This window comes from Leifsonia sp. 1010, assembly GCF_031455295.1.
Taxonomy (GTDB): domain Bacteria; phylum Actinomycetota; class Actinomycetes; order Actinomycetales; family Microbacteriaceae; genus Leifsonia.
Window position 1 is genome coordinate 704,768 of sequence record NZ_JAVDSL010000001.1, and the last position, 14,791, is coordinate 719,558.

The window sequence follows — 14,791 nt, forward strand, 5'->3', positions numbered from 1 at the left end:
TCTCGTCATCCTCTGGGCTGACTCCGTTCAGCGAGGGCGCTGACCCGAAGCGAAATAGCTCATGAGGTCGTCGTTCAGCGCGGGCACCGGGAGCGTACGGCCATCGCCACGCAAGGATGCCGTGGCCGTCACACCGGCGGCGACCGCGTTCCTCGCGGCCACGGGTGACGTAAGGGTGTCCTCGCCGTCGCGCACGAAATCGAGGAACTCCGAGATCATGAGCGCGTCCGCGCCTCCGTGACCTTCGATCCCACCGTCGACGATGAAGGTCTCGTCGGCTGGGGCTGCGCCCTCGTGCCGACGATTCCACAGTCGCACTTCCGAGCCGGCCGTGTCGCCGAAGTTCTCGATGCGTCCCTCGCTTCCGATGACGGTGTAGTTGCGCCAGTAGTCGGGCGTGAAGTGGCATTGCTGGTAGGAGGCGAGAGCACCGTTGTCGAGCGCGAGGTTCACCTGGGAGATGTCTTCGACGTCGATCACCGGGTTGAGGCCTTCCGCCGAGGAGGGCGGCCAGTTCTCGAGGCTGAACCAGTCCTGCATCCGCTCCCCCGACCGGTCCCGGCGGTCGGTCAGGGCGCCGTACACGGCGAGTGCGCCCATCGCCTGCACCCTGCTGGAGTACCCCCCTGCGAGCCAGTGGATCACGTCGATGTCGTGAGCGCCCTTCTGCAGCAGGAGTCCCAGGGACTTCGACCGGTCCGCATGCCAGTCCTTGAAGTAGTAGTCGCCCCCGTTTCCGACGAAGTGCCGGCACCAGACGGCTTTCACTTCGCCGATGCGGCCCTCGAGGATCAGCCGGCGCATCAGCGTGATCACGGGCATGTGACGCATGTTGTGCCCGACGTACAGGCGCGAACCGGTCCTGCGGGCGGCCTCGAGGATGCGGTCGCAGTCTTCGATGGATGTCGCCAGCGGCTTTTCGCAGAACACCGCCACTCCTGCTTCGAGCGCCGGGATCGCGACGTCAGCATGCCGGTCGTCCGGCGTGAGCACCATGACGGCGTCCAGACCGAGGCTCAGGAGCTCATCGAAGCTCCCGGTGACCAGCGCATCGGCGAAGTCCTCACGAGCGCGAGCACGAGCGCCGTCGTCGCGATCGCAGATGCCGACGACGGCCGCGCCACGGCCCGGGCGGTGTGCTTCACGGGCGATTTCGCCGCGGTTGCCATAGCCGATCACGCCGATTCTCAGGTCGGTCATGTGGTCATCCCTTCAGGAGGTTTGTGGGAGGAGGTCATCGCCGCGGAATCCGGCGCAACGCATCGTCGCTCAGAGGGCTTCCGGAGACCTTCGCGGCGTAGAGCGCGGCGCCGATGTCCGGCTCGAAGGCCGGGACACGGAGGTCGTAGCCGTCGTACAGCTCGTCGAGCGACCGCCCGAAAGCCGCGAGAACCGGTTCAGAGCGGAAAACGCCCCCGGAGTAGGAGACGGGGATCGTCTCGCCGTCCGGGTACCCGAGCGCGACGCGGGTGGCGTCGACCATCTCGGCGAACTCCGCCCCGGCGTCGGCGAGGATGTGTGCGGCGACCGTGTCGCCGGCGGCGGCGGCATCGGCGACCGTCGTCGACAGCGCGGCGATCCGTGTCCGCTCCTTCTGCCAGTCGGTGAGCACCAGGCCGATCGCGTCGAGGTCGTTTCGGACCCCGAGCCGTTCCCGCAGCAGCTCGTGCAGGGGACCGCGAGGGAGCCGGCCGTCACTCATCCGCGTGAATGCGTTGAGGCCGCGGGTGGCGATCCAGTAGCCCGAGCCTTCGTCGCCGAACACCTCGCCCCAGCCGCCGACGCGCACGCCTGCTCCCTCACGCTCGCCGTACGTCATCGACCCGGTGCCGCCGACGACGTTGATACCGTCGGCGGCGCACAGCGACCCGGCCCACCCGCACACCATGTCGTTGACGCACAGATAGCGGTCGCTGCCGAGCACCGACTTCGGGACGGCGTCGAGCACCGGGACGTCCGCGCCGACCTCGCCGTATCCCGGCATGCCGACGACGGTGAAATCGAGCTGACCGGGGTCGATCCCGGCCTGCCGGCACACGTCGTGGACGCCGTTCGCGAGCGTCCGCGTCACCGTCTCCACCCCTAGCCGGTAGTAGTCGCTGCTCGGCTGCCGGGAGCGGGCGAGCACTGTGCCGTCGGACTCGAGCAGAACGAAGGCGGTCTTCGTGCCGCCTCCGTCGATGCCGAGGTACATGCTCACCCGCGCCCGCTTCCGTCGCCGCCGAGCGGGTAGAGCCGCACGCCCTTCACGACGCGGTTGACGTTCCCGTCCGGGAACGGGTTGTCCGGAGTCGTGCCGACGTGGAGCGCGAACGACAGGGCCAGGATCTGTGCTACGACGACGTACACGCTCGCGAGGTACGCGTCGTTCACTCCGTCGAGCCCGTCGAACGTGACCGGCCGGCCTCCCTGCGCGACGACGCCGTCCGGGGCCACCGCGACGACCCGTGCCGGGTCGATGGTGTCGCGGAGCTCGGCGACGATGTCCAGGTCGTACCGTCGCGTGTACTCGTCCGAAGAGAGGAAGACGACCACGAGGGTCCGGTCGTTGAGCACGGATTTCGGTCCGTGCCGGAAACCCAGCGACGAGTCGTAGTGGCTCACCACCCGCCCGGCGGTGAGTTCGAGGAGCTTGAGCGCGGACTCGCGGGCGAGCGCCGTCAGCGGTCCGCTGCCCAGGTACACGACGCGGTCGCAGTCGGGGGCGGCGAGGTCGGCGATCGCATCCCAGCCCGGGCCGACGAGCCCCTCGGCCGCACGGATCAAGGGCTCCACCGTCTGCGCGTCGCCGCCGAACACCAGGAGCACGGACAGCAGCATCGAGGTGAAGCTCGACGTCATGGCGAAGCCCTGGTCGTTGGCGCCGGCCGGCATGAGCAGGACGCACGAATGCTCGAGGTCGCGGTGCTCCTGATTGAGCTGACCCGCGGGGTCGCACGTCACGATCAGGTGGCTGACGTCGCTGAGGCATTCGTCGGCCAAGCGGGTTGCGGCGACGCTCTCCGGGCTGTTGCCCGAGCGGGCGAACGACACGAGGAGTGTCGGCACGTCCTCAGCCAGGAACTCACGCGGGTTGGACACGAGGTCCGTCGTTGCGATCGCCTCGATGCGCCGTGAGAGGAGGCGGGACAGTTCGGGAGCGGCGACGCCCCCGACGAACGCGGAGGTGCCGGCGCCGGTGAGGACGATGCGCAGATCGGGTCGCGCCAACAGTGGTGCGAGGAACTCGTCGATGCGAGACCGATCGACCGCGATGCCCGTCGCGACCTGGTGCCATACCTCCGGCTGGTGGCAGATCTCTCTGACGGTGAACCGTGAGCCTTCGCTCTCGGCGCGTTCGGTGGTGACGGAGCGTGATTCAGGCAAGGAGGTCTCCCTGGTTTGTAGCGGTTGTTGAGAAAGCGTGGATCGGTCGGAGGGTGGCGGCGGCGTACGGCCGAAGGGCGTCGCGGATCTTGTCGAGCACCAGTGCACGCGGTGTCGGCTCGAGTTCGCCCGCACGAACCCGGGCGTATTGGTCCGGCAGGAACTGTCCGATCAACGGGAGCGGAACGGGCCGCCGCGAGAGATTGGCGTACAGCGTGCTCTCGGCTTCCTCGATCGCGGGATCGGACCAGTAGTACCTCAGCCGGTCGCTGTAGCTGTAGCGGCGGGCGATCCGCTGCTCGTCGGCGTCGCCCTCGTAGTAGCTCTGCCAGTATCCGGGCTCGGCGAGCATCCGCCCCTCGATCACCTCGACCAGTTTCGAGCGCTCGGCGTCAGGGACCAGCTCGTCCTCGATGGCGGCGAGGGCGAACAACGCCTCCCTCATGGCGAACGTGAGGCCGGGCCCGACCTTGAGGATCGCCCAGTGGTCCTGCACCAGCTCGCTGAGCCGAGACTCCAGCTGATAGTCGGTCGAGTGCGCCTCGAAGACCATGCCCGGCTCGCCGTCGAGGACCTCGCTCAACGCCTCCGCGCGGGACCGCTGATAGTCGATGACCTGGAGGTGGTCGAACTCGACGCCCGGCTGCACGACCAGCGCGACGATCCGCGGCCAGACGTCGAGCACACCCGCAGCCTCGAACGCCTCACGGTGGCGACGGAGCGTCTCCCGCGCCGCCTCCGGGGCGGTGGGCGTGAGCTCGTCGAGGGTCTCGTGCGCACCTCCCGGGACAGGCACCTCGGAACCGATCACGTACAGCTGGCGGCCCCACTGCCCCGTGCTGCGGGCAGTCTCCTCCGCGACCCGGAGGAGACGCGCACTGCGGGACGCGACGAGCTCGTCGCCGAGCGGCACAGGGTCGCCGGCGCAGGACATGCTGCAGTCGAGGTGGATCTTGGTGTACCCGGCCTCGACGTAGGAGGCGACGAGGGCGTCGGCGTTGGCCATGGCCTGCTCGGCGGGAAGGTGCTGCCACCGGTTCGGTCCCAGATGGTCGCCGCCGAGCACGATGCGCTCGTGCGGGAAGCCCTGCTCGTCGGCGATCGCGTAGACGAGCGCGCGGAAGTCCGCGGGTCGCATACCGGTATAGCCGCCGAACTGGTCGACCTGGTTGGAGGTCGCCTCGATGAGCACGTATCCGGCGTCGGCCGAGGCCTGGGCGATGGCAGCCTCCAGCACGACGGGATGGGCGGAGCAGACCGAATAGATCCCCACCGGTTCTCCCGCCTTGTGCCTCCGGATCGTGTCCCACAGGTGGTCGTTCATCGTGCTCCCTCGTACGTGGTCGGAACCGGCGCGACCAGCTGCCCGCAGAGCGCGGCCACCGTCTCGGCGATGTTGTCGCGGCCTCGAGCCAGGTAGCGCCTCGGGTCGTTCGCTGCGGAGTCCGAGTCGAGGAACGAGCGGACCCCGCCGGTGAAGGCCACGTTGAGCGCGGTGCCGACGTTGACCTTGCGGATGCCGGAGGAGATGGCCGCGGCGAGCGTTTCAACGGGGACACCGGAGGACCCGTGCAGCACAAGGGGCACGGTGACCGCGCGGGCCAGCTCGGAGATCAGCGGGAGGTCGAGCCGCGCGTCGGCGGTCGTCATCGCGTGCGACGAGCCCACCGCCACGGCCAGCCCGTCCACGCCGGTCGCCTCGACGAACGAGGCGGCTTCGGCGGGGTCGGTCCTCACCCCGGGCGCGTGCGCGCCGTCCTTGCCGCCGATCGCTCCGAGCTCCGCCTCCACCCACAGCCCGCGCTCGTGCGCGCGCCGGGCCGATGCTGCCGTGCGGGCGACGTTCTGTGCGTAGTCGTGGTGAGCCTCGTCCACCATGATGGAGGTCGCGCCGAGGGCTCCCGCGAACGAGATGAGCTCTTCGCTGAGCTGCGCGTCCTGGATGTGGTCGAGGTGGAGGCCGACGGGCACCGCGCTCTCGTCCGCCAGGCGATCGCATGCCGCCAGCAGCGGCGCGAACCGACCGCCGTGATACCGGATCGCGTTCTCGCTGAGCTGCAGCAGAACCGGGGTGCCGGCCGTCTCCGCGCCCGTGACGATGCCTTCTGCGTGCTCGAGCGTGATCACATTGAACGCGAGCACGGCGCCGTCGCGGGAGACCGCATCGTCGACGAGCTCACGAGTCGTCGTCCGGCTCATCCCTTCAGTCCCGAGAATGTCATGGTCGCGATGAACTGCCGCTGAGCGAACAGGAAGAACAGGATGAGCGGCAGGGTGGCGATCACATTGCCCGCCATGATGAGGCTCCAGTCGGTCTGGTGTGCGCCCTGGAAGTTCGCGATGCCGAGCTGCAGGGTGAAGGACGAGGTGTTGTTGATCGCGATGAGCGGCCAGACGAGGTCGTTCCATGCGCCGAGGAGGGTGAAGATCGCGAGGGTCGCGAGCGCGGGTCGCGCCAGCGGGAGCACGATCCGGAAGAAGATCTGCCAGCGGTTGCAGCCGTCGATCGCACCGGCCTCCTCCAGCTCGGCCGGCAGGGTGAGGAAGAACTGCCGCATCAGGAAGATCCCGAAAGCCGTCGCCAACCAGGGGACGATGGCCGCGCCCAGCCCGTTCAGCAGACCGAGCTTCGCGAACAGGATGTAGGTCGGGATCATCAGCAGCTGTGTCGGGATCATGATGGTCGCGAGGATCATCAGGAACCCGAAGTTGCGGCCCCTGAACCGCAGCCTCGCGAATCCGTAACCGGCGAGCGAGCACAGGATGAGGTTGGAGACGATCGCCGTCGCGGAGACGACGACGGTGTTGCCGAGCCACAAGAGGATGTCGGTCTGGCCGAAGAGCTTGGCGTACCCGTCCAGCGTGAAGTGGGACGGGATGAACGGAGGCGGGAAGGCGACCAGCTCCTTCGCCGGCGAGAAGGACGCCAGCGCCATCTGCAGGAAGGGCACCAGGAAGAGGATCGCGATGGGGAGCAGCACGAAGTGCCACCCGCTCATCCGTGACCGCTTCGCGGGACGCTGAGCGGTCTCCCCCGCGATCTGTGTCGAGGCCTGGGAGACCTCATCGAGTACCGTCACCATCAGAACGCCTCCGAGCCCCGTCGCCGCTGCAAGACGACGACGCCGATCGTGATGAGCAGGGTGACCGCGAAGAGCACGTAGGCGGCGGCCGACCCGTAGCCGAATTGCAGGGCGTGGAACGCCTTGTCGTAGAGGAAGTAGACGATCGTCCGTGTGGCGTCCAGCGGGCCGCCACGGGTCGTCGTGTACACGAGGTCGAACAGCTGAATGGCCTGGATGGTCTGCCAGATGCCGACGAATACGGTGACAGGAGCGAGCTGCGGCCAGACGATGCGCCAGAAGGTCTGCCAGCGGTTGGCGCCGTCGATGCGGGCCGCCTCGATGAGGTCGGCAGGGACATCCTGAAGCGCTGCCAGGTAGATGACCGTCGTGAACGCGGCCGACCCCCACAGCGACATGATCGCGATCACGAGCATGGCCTGATGCGGGTCGTCCAGCCACCCCTGCTGCGGCAGGTGCAGCACGCGCAGGACGTTGTTGACCAGGCCGAACTGCGGGCTGAACAGGTAGGTCGACAGGATGCCGGTGGACGCCGCCGACGCGACGAACGGGACGAAGATCGCGGTGCGGTAGAACCCCATCCACCGGATCCGCCGGTTCAGCGCCACCGCGAGGAACAGCCCGAGCAGCACAGACGCCGGCACGAACAGCAGGGTGAACCCCACCGTGTTGAGGACGGAATTGCCGAAATCGGCGTCCGACATCAGAGCGGTGTAGTTGTCGGCGCCCACCCAGGTCGGCTCGCTGAAGCCGTCCCAGCTCTGGAGTGAGAGCACGAACGCCCACAGGGCCGGGAAGATGGAGAGACCCAGGATGATGACGGTCGCCGGGGCGACGAACCCCCATCCTGTCAGCGATGCCTTCCACCCGGGGCCCGACGGCCGTCGGGACCTGGTCGGCGCCGCTGCCGGCGCGATGCTGTCTGCCATGGCCGCTCCTACTTCTTGTTCAGCGCGACGTCGGCAGCGCGGGCGGCCTGCTTGAGCGCATCCCCGGGCTGTCCTTCGCCCTGCAGCACCTGGGAGATGGACTTGCCGATCGCGACGGAGAGGCCCGCGTAGCCGGTGGTGGTCGGCCGGGTGTTCTTCACGTTGTCGGAGTTCGCCACGAACACCTCATAGCCGGGGAAGGCCTTCGCCTCCTCCTTCACGGCGTCGGATCCCGCCTCGGAGGACCGCAGGGGAAGGTTGCCCAGGGCGACGTTGAAACGCTCGTCCTGCTCGGCCGATGTCAGCCACTGTGCGAACTGGGTGGCCCAGTATGCGCGGTTCTTGTCCTTGTGATCGAACAGCGCCCAGATGTCCGGTCCGGACACCGTCTGATGGTCGCCGTTCGTGCCGGGGAGCTGCACGGCGCCGTAGTTCGTTCCCCCGGTCTTCAGGTCGGACAGCTGCCAGGGGCCGGAGGTGATCATCCCGATCCGGTTGCTGGTGAAAAGCTGACCGAACTTCGTGTCGGTCTGGTCGAGGTACACGCTCTTGTCGTCGATCGCCATCTTCTGGAGGAAGGTGAGCGAGTCGACACCGGCCTGCGACGCGAACTCGGCCTTCGTCGCATCCTTGTTCACGATGCTGCCGCCGGACTGCCACAGGTGCGGCCAGAACTGCCAGGTCGTCTCTTCGCTGCCGGAGACCGAGTATCCGTAGCCGTAAACGTGGTTGGCGCTGTCGGTCAGCTTCTTCGCGGCTTCGCGGAAGTCGTCCCAGGTCCAGTCGTCCGTCGGGTACGCGAGACCGGCCTTGTCGAAGAGGGTCTTGTTGTAGAGGAGGCCGATGTTGTCGACGACTGCGGGGAAGCCGATGGTCTTCTTGCCGCTCGGCTGGGCGGTCCCGCGGGCGGCCGTGGTGAACTCGTCCCACTTCACCTCGGGTTTCTTGACCTCGTCGGTGATGTCGAGGGTCCGGCCCGTGGACTCGAGCTGCCCGGCCCACGAGCCGAAGGCGTAGGACATGTCGGGATACTGGTTGCCCGCGAAGCCGGCTGAGAGCTTCTGGAGCAGCTGGTCGGTGGACGAGGCGCCCGGCGAGAGGTCGATCGACACGTTCGGGTGGAGCTTCTCGAACTCTGCGGCCAGCGACTCCATGATCTTCTCCGCGGCGTCGGCCTGGCCCGACCACACCTGGATGGTCGTCTTCGCCTTGGGATCGAGCGTCGTGGCGCCCTGTGAGCCGCTGCATCCGGCCAGGGCGGCAAGGACGGCCGCGGCGGCGACCACGCCGGTCGTTCGGAGCATGCGCTTTCGTGACGGGGACTTCATCGTCTGTTCCTCTCTCGGGTTCTGCAGGATGACGGTGCCGGGTGAACCCGGCACGATCGACTGGACAGGTGGTGCTGGTCGGTGTGGTCCGCTCGGCTGATCGTTTCCGCCGGTCGGTCAGCGGGACTCGGCGAGCGTGCCGCCCAGCGCGACCGGCAGCAGGGGTGCGTGCCGCGCCGTGAGCTCGTCGCACAGGGCCCAGATCTGTTCGGGCGTCAGCGTCGAGGAGGCGTTGGGGTCGGTCAGCACGGCCCGGCGGACGAGTTCCGGGTCGCCGGTTCGCGCCGCCTCGATGGTCAGCTCGGCGACGGAGAGGTAGGTGCGGTTCAGTGCTGCGCCCTGCACCGGGATCGACCCGAAGGGCAGCGGGTGGACGCCGTCGGCATCGACCCGGCTCGGAACCTCGACCACCGCACCCTGGGGCAGGTTGTCGATGAGTCCGCGGTTGACGACGTTCGCGTGGATGATGCGCTCGGTCCCCGTGAGGATCGAGTGGATGACCTGCGGCGCGTACTCCGCGGCCCCTTCCTCCAGCTCCAGTTCGTCCCCGGCGGCGAGCGCTGCCTTCGCGTGCACGAACTCGGCCACGTTCTCCTCGGAGATGCCGATGTACTCCAGCGGGTTCAGGCGGAACCGCTCGATCTGCTCGGGCGACCGCAGGAACCAGTCGAGATACTCGGAGGAGTGCTCGCTGGTCTCGGTCGGGTAGAAGCCGATGCGACGGAACATCTCGACACGGACGCGGCGCAGCAGCTCGGGGTCGCGCTCGATCGCCTCACGCAGCCGGGGGTAGAGGTCCTCGCCGTCGCGCGACCACTCGACCAGCCAGGCCTGGTGATTCACCCCCGCGGCGCGGTAGTGCGTGCCCTCCATCGGGACCCCGATCAGCCGGCAGAGGTCGTGCACGGTCCAGTACACGCTGTGGCAGAGGCCGACGGTCTTGATCTGCGGGGCGACGACCGACATCCACCAGACATTCATCGCCATGGGGTTCGTGTAGTTGAGGAACCACGCGTCCGGGCACAGCTCGGTCATGTCAGCCGCGATGCCGGAGAGCACCGGGAACGTGCGCAGTCCGCGGAACACACCGCCGACGCCGGTGGTGTCACCGATCGTCTGGAGCAGGCCGGCCGCTGCCGGCACCTCGAGGTCGATGCGGGTGGCGTCGATGCCGCCCACCTGGATCATGTTGATGACGAAGTCGGCTCCGACGAGGGCCGCGCGGCGGTCGAGCGTTGCGACGATCTCGGTCGCACGGCCGAAGCGGGAAGCCACCTGCTCCGCCGTACCGCGCGCGACCTCGAGCCGCTCGGCGTCGATGTCGTGCAGCACGATCTTCAGGCTCGGGAGGTCGTCGAACCGGTACAGGTCGGCGAGAAGCTGGCGAGTGAACACGACGCTGCCCGCGCCGAGGAAAACGATCTGTGGCATGACGCGATCCTGCGATACCGTGTCAACTTCGCGCAACAGAATGAGCGATTTGGGGCTAAAGTGCTCACATTGATTGATCGCTTGCGCTGTCGGAGTCCGTTCGACGTCAAGCCCGGAAAGGCTCCCGATGCTCTCCCCGACCACCGAATCCCTGATTGCACGCGTCAGCACCGGCCGACGTGCCGAGCGACTCGTCGCCATCCTCGACATGATCACGGAGCGCGGCACGATCAGCCTGACCGACCTCTCCGACGGCCTGGGGATCTCGGCGGCGACAGCGCGCCGGGACCTCTCCGACCTTGCGGACCAGAACCTCATCGTCCGCACCCACGGCGGTGCTACGGCTCTGGAGCGCGGCGGCCACGAGATCCCGGTGGCTCTGCGCGACACGCGCTTCCAGGAGGCGAAGCGCGCGATCGCCCGTGCGATGGTGCGGCGGCTCCCGACCGGGCGCTACGTCGTGGCGCTCAGCGGAGGGACGACGACCGCAAGTGTGGCGCGCGCCCTGGCGAACCACCGTGACATCACGATCGTCACCAATTCGTTGACGATCGCGAACCTGCTCTCCAGCAACGCCGACGTGCGCCTCGCGATGACCGGGGGCTTTCTCCGCCCCCAGTCATTGGAGCTCGTCGGCGCTCTCGCCGAGAGCACGTTCAACGCCGTGAACGTCGGAACGGCCATTCTGGGTGCAGACGGCGTCAGCGCCGCGGCCGGCGTCACCACCCACGACGAGACGGAAGCACGCACCAACCGCGCGATGGTCGTCAAGGCCCAGCGCACCGTCGTCGTGGCCGACGGCTCCAAGATCGGCAATGTCGCGATGGCGCAGGTCGCCGACATGGACCAGGTGGAACTTCTCATCACCGACTCCAGCGCGGACCCCACCGAACTCGAGCGCCTGCGCGCCGCTGGTGTCCAGATCGTCATCGCCGACCAGGAGTGACCGACGATCGCTGCGGAGGGCGTGGGATTCGAACCCACGAGACATTTCTGCCCACCAGTTTTCAAGACTGGCTCCATCGGCCGCTCGGACAGCCCTCCCGGCGCCGGGAGAACCCGGCGTCGCCCGATTCTAGCGAACCCGGGCGGCGGTGATCACTCGGGTGGTCACTCGGTGAACGGCTTCGAGCAGGTGTACTGCGCCGCCGTCTGCCCGTGCACGTCCGACGGGAGCTCGACCGCGCCGCCGCCCGTGCCCGCGTCGGGGGTGCCGGTCGTCGGAGCCTGCGTCGCCGGAGCCTGGGTGGCGGGCGCCTGCGTCGCCGGAGCCTGGGTCGCCGGGGTCTGCGTCGCCGGAGCGTTCGGGTCGGCCTCCGAGCCCACGCCGGTGTCGCCCGTGAGGGTGACCGGCTGGTCGTTCTGGAGGGCGCTCATCAGCTGGTCCGCCGCATCCGTCGTCGGAGCGACACCGCCGTCCACATAGTGGTTCGGGTACTGCACGAACACGACCTTGCTGATGTCGATGTTCTTCAACGCCATGGCCATGGAGACGATCGTCGTCGGGTTGTTGAGGCTGTCGGAGAGCGTGATGCTGCTCGTCGCGGCCTTCGCCAAGCCGTACAGCTTGACGGGGTTGCTCAGCACGTCGGCGCTCTTGATGGTGCGGACGAGCGACGACAGGAACACCTGCTGGTTGCTGATGCGGCCCAGGTCCGAGCCGTCGCCGACGCCGTGACGGGTGCGGAGGAAGGCGAGGGCCTGCGAGCCCTCGAGCACGTTCTGGCCGGCCTTCACATCCAGTCCGGTGTACGGGTCTTCGATGTCACCGGCGACGCAGACAGGCACGCCACCGACCGCGTTGGACATCTCGATCACGCCGTCGAACTCGATCACGCCGGCGTACGGGATGTCGAGGCCGGTCAGCTTCTCGACAGTGAGCACCGTGCAGGCCAGGCCGCCGTAGCTCAGGGAGTTGTTGATCTTCTGGCGGCTCATCGAGTCGAAGCTGCCGCCCTTCGGGTCGGGGCAGGACGGGATGGAGACGAACATGTCGCGCGGGAAGCTGACGACGGTCGCGTTCTGGTGGTCGGCGGAGACATGCAGCAGCATGGTGACGTCGTTGAGGTTCTCCTCACGATCACCGTAGGCGCTGTTGCCGCCGCCGCTGTCGCTACCGGCGAGGAGGACGTTGAACGCACCGTTCATGGCGCCGACGCCGGGCGTCGTCTCCTTGCCCTTCGCGTCGACCAGCTTGACCGACTTCTTGACGCTGGACACCACATCCACCGCCGCGTAGGCCGCCAGGGAGACGCCGGTGACGCCGAAGACGGCGACGACCGCGACGAAGATCTTGAGGAGTGCCTTGAGCGGATGGTGCTGCTTCAGTCGACCGTGGCGGACCGCTGGTCCTGCCGCCTTCTCCTGCGCTCGCGCTTGCGCGCGGGTGTGCATCTCGCTCATTCACTTCCTTCCGGCCGGGTGTGCGCACGTTCACAGGCGGGCGCCCGGAAAGGAGCACACGCCGTCTTAAAGGGTGGCACGGGAGGCTGGCAATGCTCTGGATGAGCGCGCGTCGTTCCGCCCGCTGGCCGCCCCGGATCGAGGGACGCCAGCCGAGGGACGCGGGTCAGAGCGCTTCGAGGACCTGCGCGAGTCCGTCGTCGACGACCGGCGCTGTCGACCGCGTCGCGACCGCCTTCACCTCGTCCGGCGCCTGACCCATCGCGACCGCGAGGCCCTCGGCGCCCGCCCAGGTGAGCAGCTCGATGTCGTTGCGGCCGTCGCCGACCGCGACCACGTGCGACCGCGGGATGTCGAGCGCGTGCCGCACCCGCTCCATCGCCGTGGCCTTGCTCACGCCGTCCGGCGAGATGTCGAGCCACGCGGTCCAGCCGATGGCGTAGCTGACCCGCTGCAGGCCCATCCGGTCGACGATCGAGAGGAACTCCTCGGTGTCGTGCTCGGGCGACACCACGACGACACGGGTCGCGGGATGCTGCAGCAGCTCCTCGAACGGCACCTGCTCGGCGTTGACCAGCTCCCAGTCGGTCATTCCCTCGGTGTACCGGCGGAACCCGGTCGGCCCCTCCACCATGAAGCTGCCGCTCGGGAGGTGCGGACGGATGGTCTCCAGCACCTCGGTCGGATCGAACACCTCGATGAACTCGCGCCGGTAACCGCCCTCGACGGTGTCGTCGCGTTTCATCGTCAGGGCGCCGTTGGCGCAGACGACGTATTCGCTGGTGAGGCCGAACTCCTCGTGGATGGGCCGCGCCGTCTCCCAGCTGCGGCCGGTGGCGAGCATCACCTCGTGGCCGGCGTCGCGCACCCGGGTCACGGCGGCACGCACGGCGTCGCCGACCGTCTCGTCCTCATGGATCAGCGTGCCGTCGACGTCGAGCGCGATCAGCAGGCGGGAATCGTCGCTCACGAACGCGTCGGCTCCAGCAGCTCCAGTCCGCCGAGGTAGGGCCGCAGCGCCTCCGGCACGCGCACCGACCCGTCCTCCTGCTGGTGCGTCTCGAGGATGGCGACCAGCCAGCGTGTGGTGGCCAGCGTGCCGTTCAGGGTCGCGACCGGCGCCGTCTTGCCGCTCTCGGTGCGGTAGCGGATGTCGAGGCGGCGAGCCTGGAAGGTCGTGCAGTTCGAGGTCGAGGTGAGCTCGCGGTAGCGGCCCTGGGTCGGGATCCAGGCCTCGACGTCGTACTTGCGCGCTGCGCTCGAACCGAGGTCGCCCGCCGCGGTGTCGATGACGCGGTAGCTGAGACCCAGCGCCTGCATCATCTCCTCCTGCCAGCCGAGCAGGCGCTCGTGCTCGGCCTCCGCCTCCTCCGGCCGGGTGTAGACGAACATCTCCAGCTTGTCGAACTGGTGGACGCGGATGATGCCGCGCGTGTCCTTGCCCGCCGAGCCGGCCTCGCGCCGGTAGCAGGTCGACCAGCCGGCGTAGCGGATCGGCTCGTCGACCTCGATGATCTCGTCGGAGTGGTAGCCGGCGAGCGCGACCTCGCTCGTCCCGGTCAGATAGAGGTCGTCGTTCTCGAGGTGGTAGACCTCGTCGGCGTGGGCCCCGAGGAAGCCGGTGCCCTGCATGATCTCGGGCTTCACCAGGGTCGGCGTGATCAGCGGGATGAACCCGTTCTGCAGGGCTTTGTCGAGCGCCATGTTCATCAGCGCGAGCTCGAGCCGAGCGCCGATGCCGCGGAGGTACGAGAAGCGGGCGCCGGCGACCTTGGCGCCGCGGGCCATGTCGATCGCGCCGAGCAGCTCGCCCAGCTCCAGGTGGTCGCGCGGCTCGAACGGGAACTCGGGGATGTCGCCGACCGTCTTGAGGACGACGAAGTCGTCCTCCCCGCCCGCCGGGACGCCGTCCACGATCGGGTTGCCGATGCTGCGGACCAGCTGCTCGAACCGGGCATCCGCGTCGTTGGCGGCCTGCTGGGCCTCCTTCACGCGACCGGCGAGCTGCTGCGCCTGGGCGACGAGCTCCTTCTTCTGCTCCTTCGGCGCTTTCGCGACCTGCTTGCCGAACGCGTTCTGCTCGGCGCGCAGCTCCTCGAAGGCCGTGATCGCCGCGCGGCGCTCGATGTCGGCCTGGATGGCCTCGTCGACGAGCTGCACGGAGTCGCCCCGGGCCTCCTGGGAGCGCCGGATGATGTCGGGGTTCTCACGGAGAAGTACGGGATCGATCACCTGACCAGCTTATCGACCG

At 68.3% G+C, this 14,791-nt stretch carries 13 protein-coding genes and 1 tRNA gene; 1 reads left to right on the forward strand and 13 read right to left on the reverse strand.

The features are described from left to right. Positions 1 to 27 precede the first annotated feature (27 nt). The 9 genes from J2Y42_RS03335 to melA form a co-directional block, all read right to left on the reverse strand. Positions 28 to 1,200 (reverse strand): Gfo/Idh/MocA family oxidoreductase, encoded by a 1,173-nt coding sequence (locus J2Y42_RS03335; RefSeq protein ID WP_309855035.1) that lies wholly within the window; start codon positions 1,198 to 1,200, stop codon positions 28 to 30. A 34-nt stretch (positions 1,201 to 1,234) separates the two neighbouring features. Then, on the reverse strand, positions 1,235 to 2,194 hold the full coding sequence (locus J2Y42_RS03340) for a BadF/BadG/BcrA/BcrD ATPase family protein (protein WP_309858004.1): 960 nt from the start codon (positions 2,192 to 2,194) through the stop codon (positions 1,235 to 1,237). Positions 2,195 to 2,196: 2 nt separating this feature from the next. Continuing rightward, on the reverse strand, positions 2,197 to 3,366 hold the full coding sequence (locus J2Y42_RS03345) for an SIS domain-containing protein (protein WP_309855037.1): 1,170 nt from the start codon (positions 3,364 to 3,366) through the stop codon (positions 2,197 to 2,199). Further along, positions 3,359 to 4,690 (reverse strand): D-tagatose-bisphosphate aldolase, class II, non-catalytic subunit, encoded by a 1,332-nt coding sequence (locus J2Y42_RS03350; RefSeq protein WP_309855039.1) that lies wholly within the window; start codon positions 4,688 to 4,690, stop codon positions 3,359 to 3,361. Before J2Y42_RS03350 ends, J2Y42_RS03345 begins: the two co-directional genes overlap by 8 nt. Further along, complete coding sequence (locus J2Y42_RS03355) at positions 4,687 to 5,565, reverse strand: class II fructose-bisphosphate aldolase (protein ID WP_309855041.1); 879 nt, start codon at positions 5,563 to 5,565, stop codon at positions 4,687 to 4,689. Before J2Y42_RS03355 ends, J2Y42_RS03350 begins: the two co-directional genes overlap by 4 nt. Next, positions 5,562 to 6,449: a carbohydrate ABC transporter permease gene (locus J2Y42_RS03360; RefSeq protein WP_309855043.1), complete on the reverse strand. Its 888-nt coding sequence runs from the start codon at positions 6,447 to 6,449 to the stop codon at positions 5,562 to 5,564. Before J2Y42_RS03360 ends, J2Y42_RS03355 begins: the two co-directional genes overlap by 4 nt. Next, positions 6,449 to 7,378, reverse strand: a complete 930-nt coding sequence (locus J2Y42_RS03365; RefSeq protein WP_309855045.1) for a sugar ABC transporter permease — start codon at positions 7,376 to 7,378, stop codon at positions 6,449 to 6,451. Before J2Y42_RS03365 ends, J2Y42_RS03360 begins: the two co-directional genes overlap by 1 nt. Before the next feature lie 8 nt (positions 7,379 to 7,386). Then, complete coding sequence (locus J2Y42_RS03370; protein WP_309855047.1) at positions 7,387 to 8,682, reverse strand: ABC transporter substrate-binding protein; 1,296 nt, start codon at positions 8,680 to 8,682, stop codon at positions 7,387 to 7,389. Between the two features lie 141 nt (positions 8,683 to 8,823). Continuing rightward, complete coding sequence (melA, locus tag J2Y42_RS03375) at positions 8,824 to 10,137, reverse strand: alpha-galactosidase (protein ID WP_309855049.1); 1,314 nt, start codon at positions 10,135 to 10,137, stop codon at positions 8,824 to 8,826. A gap of 127 nt (positions 10,138 to 10,264) precedes the next feature. On the opposite strand from melA, the gene J2Y42_RS03380 reads away from it, so the two are divergent. Further along, the gene (locus tag J2Y42_RS03380; protein WP_309855050.1) at positions 10,265 to 11,083 is read left to right on the forward strand and encodes a DeoR/GlpR family DNA-binding transcription regulator; all 819 of its coding nucleotides are present in this window, start codon (positions 10,265 to 10,267) and stop codon (positions 11,081 to 11,083) included. Between the two features lie 13 nt (positions 11,084 to 11,096). Here the strand turns inward: J2Y42_RS03380 and J2Y42_RS03385 are convergent. From J2Y42_RS03385 to serS, 4 genes are all read right to left on the reverse strand, one after another. Then, a tRNA-Ser gene (locus J2Y42_RS03385) sits at positions 11,097 to 11,181 on the reverse strand. A 66-nt stretch (positions 11,182 to 11,247) separates the two neighbouring features. Continuing rightward, entirely contained in the window at positions 11,248 to 12,540 is a 1,293-nt protein-coding gene (locus J2Y42_RS03390) for an LCP family protein (RefSeq protein ID WP_309855052.1), read from the reverse strand. 166 nt (positions 12,541 to 12,706) lie between these two features. Beyond that, a complete protein-coding gene (locus J2Y42_RS03395) occupies positions 12,707 to 13,510 on the reverse strand; it encodes an HAD family hydrolase (protein ID WP_309855054.1) in 804 nt (267 codons plus the stop codon). Continuing rightward, the gene (serS, locus tag J2Y42_RS03400; RefSeq protein ID WP_309855056.1) at positions 13,507 to 14,772 is read right to left on the reverse strand and encodes a serine--tRNA ligase; all 1,266 of its coding nucleotides are present in this window, start codon (positions 14,770 to 14,772) and stop codon (positions 13,507 to 13,509) included. The genes J2Y42_RS03395 and serS overlap by 4 nt, the downstream gene beginning before the upstream one ends. Between the last annotated feature and the right edge of the window lie 19 nt (positions 14,773 to 14,791).

Excerpts from the sequence above, each read along its gene's own strand:
- J2Y42_RS03380 (WP_309855050.1), top strand. The coding sequence starts at position 10,265 with ATGCTCTCCCCGACCACCGAATCCCTGATTGCACGCGTCAGCACCGGC.
- J2Y42_RS03390 (WP_309855052.1), bottom strand. The coding sequence starts at position 12,540 with ATGAGCGAGATGCACACCCGCGCGCAAGCGCGAGCGCAGGAGAAGGCG.
- J2Y42_RS03360 (WP_309855043.1), bottom strand. The coding sequence starts at position 6,449 with ATGGTGACGGTACTCGATGAGGTCTCCCAGGCCTCGACACAGATCGCG.
- J2Y42_RS03355 (WP_309855041.1), bottom strand. The coding sequence starts at position 5,565 with ATGAGCCGGACGACGACTCGTGAGCTCGTCGACGATGCGGTCTCCCGC.
- J2Y42_RS03350 (WP_309855039.1), bottom strand. The coding sequence starts at position 4,690 with ATGAACGACCACCTGTGGGACACGATCCGGAGGCACAAGGCGGGAGAA.
- J2Y42_RS03335 (WP_309855035.1), bottom strand. The coding sequence starts at position 1,200 with ATGACCGACCTGAGAATCGGCGTGATCGGCTATGGCAACCGCGGCGAA.
- J2Y42_RS03340 (WP_309858004.1), bottom strand. The coding sequence starts at position 2,194 with ATGTACCTCGGCATCGACGGAGGCGGCACGAAGACCGCCTTCGTTCTG.
- J2Y42_RS03370 (WP_309855047.1), bottom strand. The coding sequence starts at position 8,682 with ATGCTCCGAACGACCGGCGTGGTCGCCGCCGCGGCCGTCCTTGCCGCC.
- melA (WP_309855049.1), bottom strand. The coding sequence starts at position 10,137 with ATGCCACAGATCGTTTTCCTCGGCGCGGGCAGCGTCGTGTTCACTCGC.
- J2Y42_RS03365 (WP_309855045.1), bottom strand. The coding sequence starts at position 7,378 with ATGGCAGACAGCATCGCGCCGGCAGCGGCGCCGACCAGGTCCCGACGG.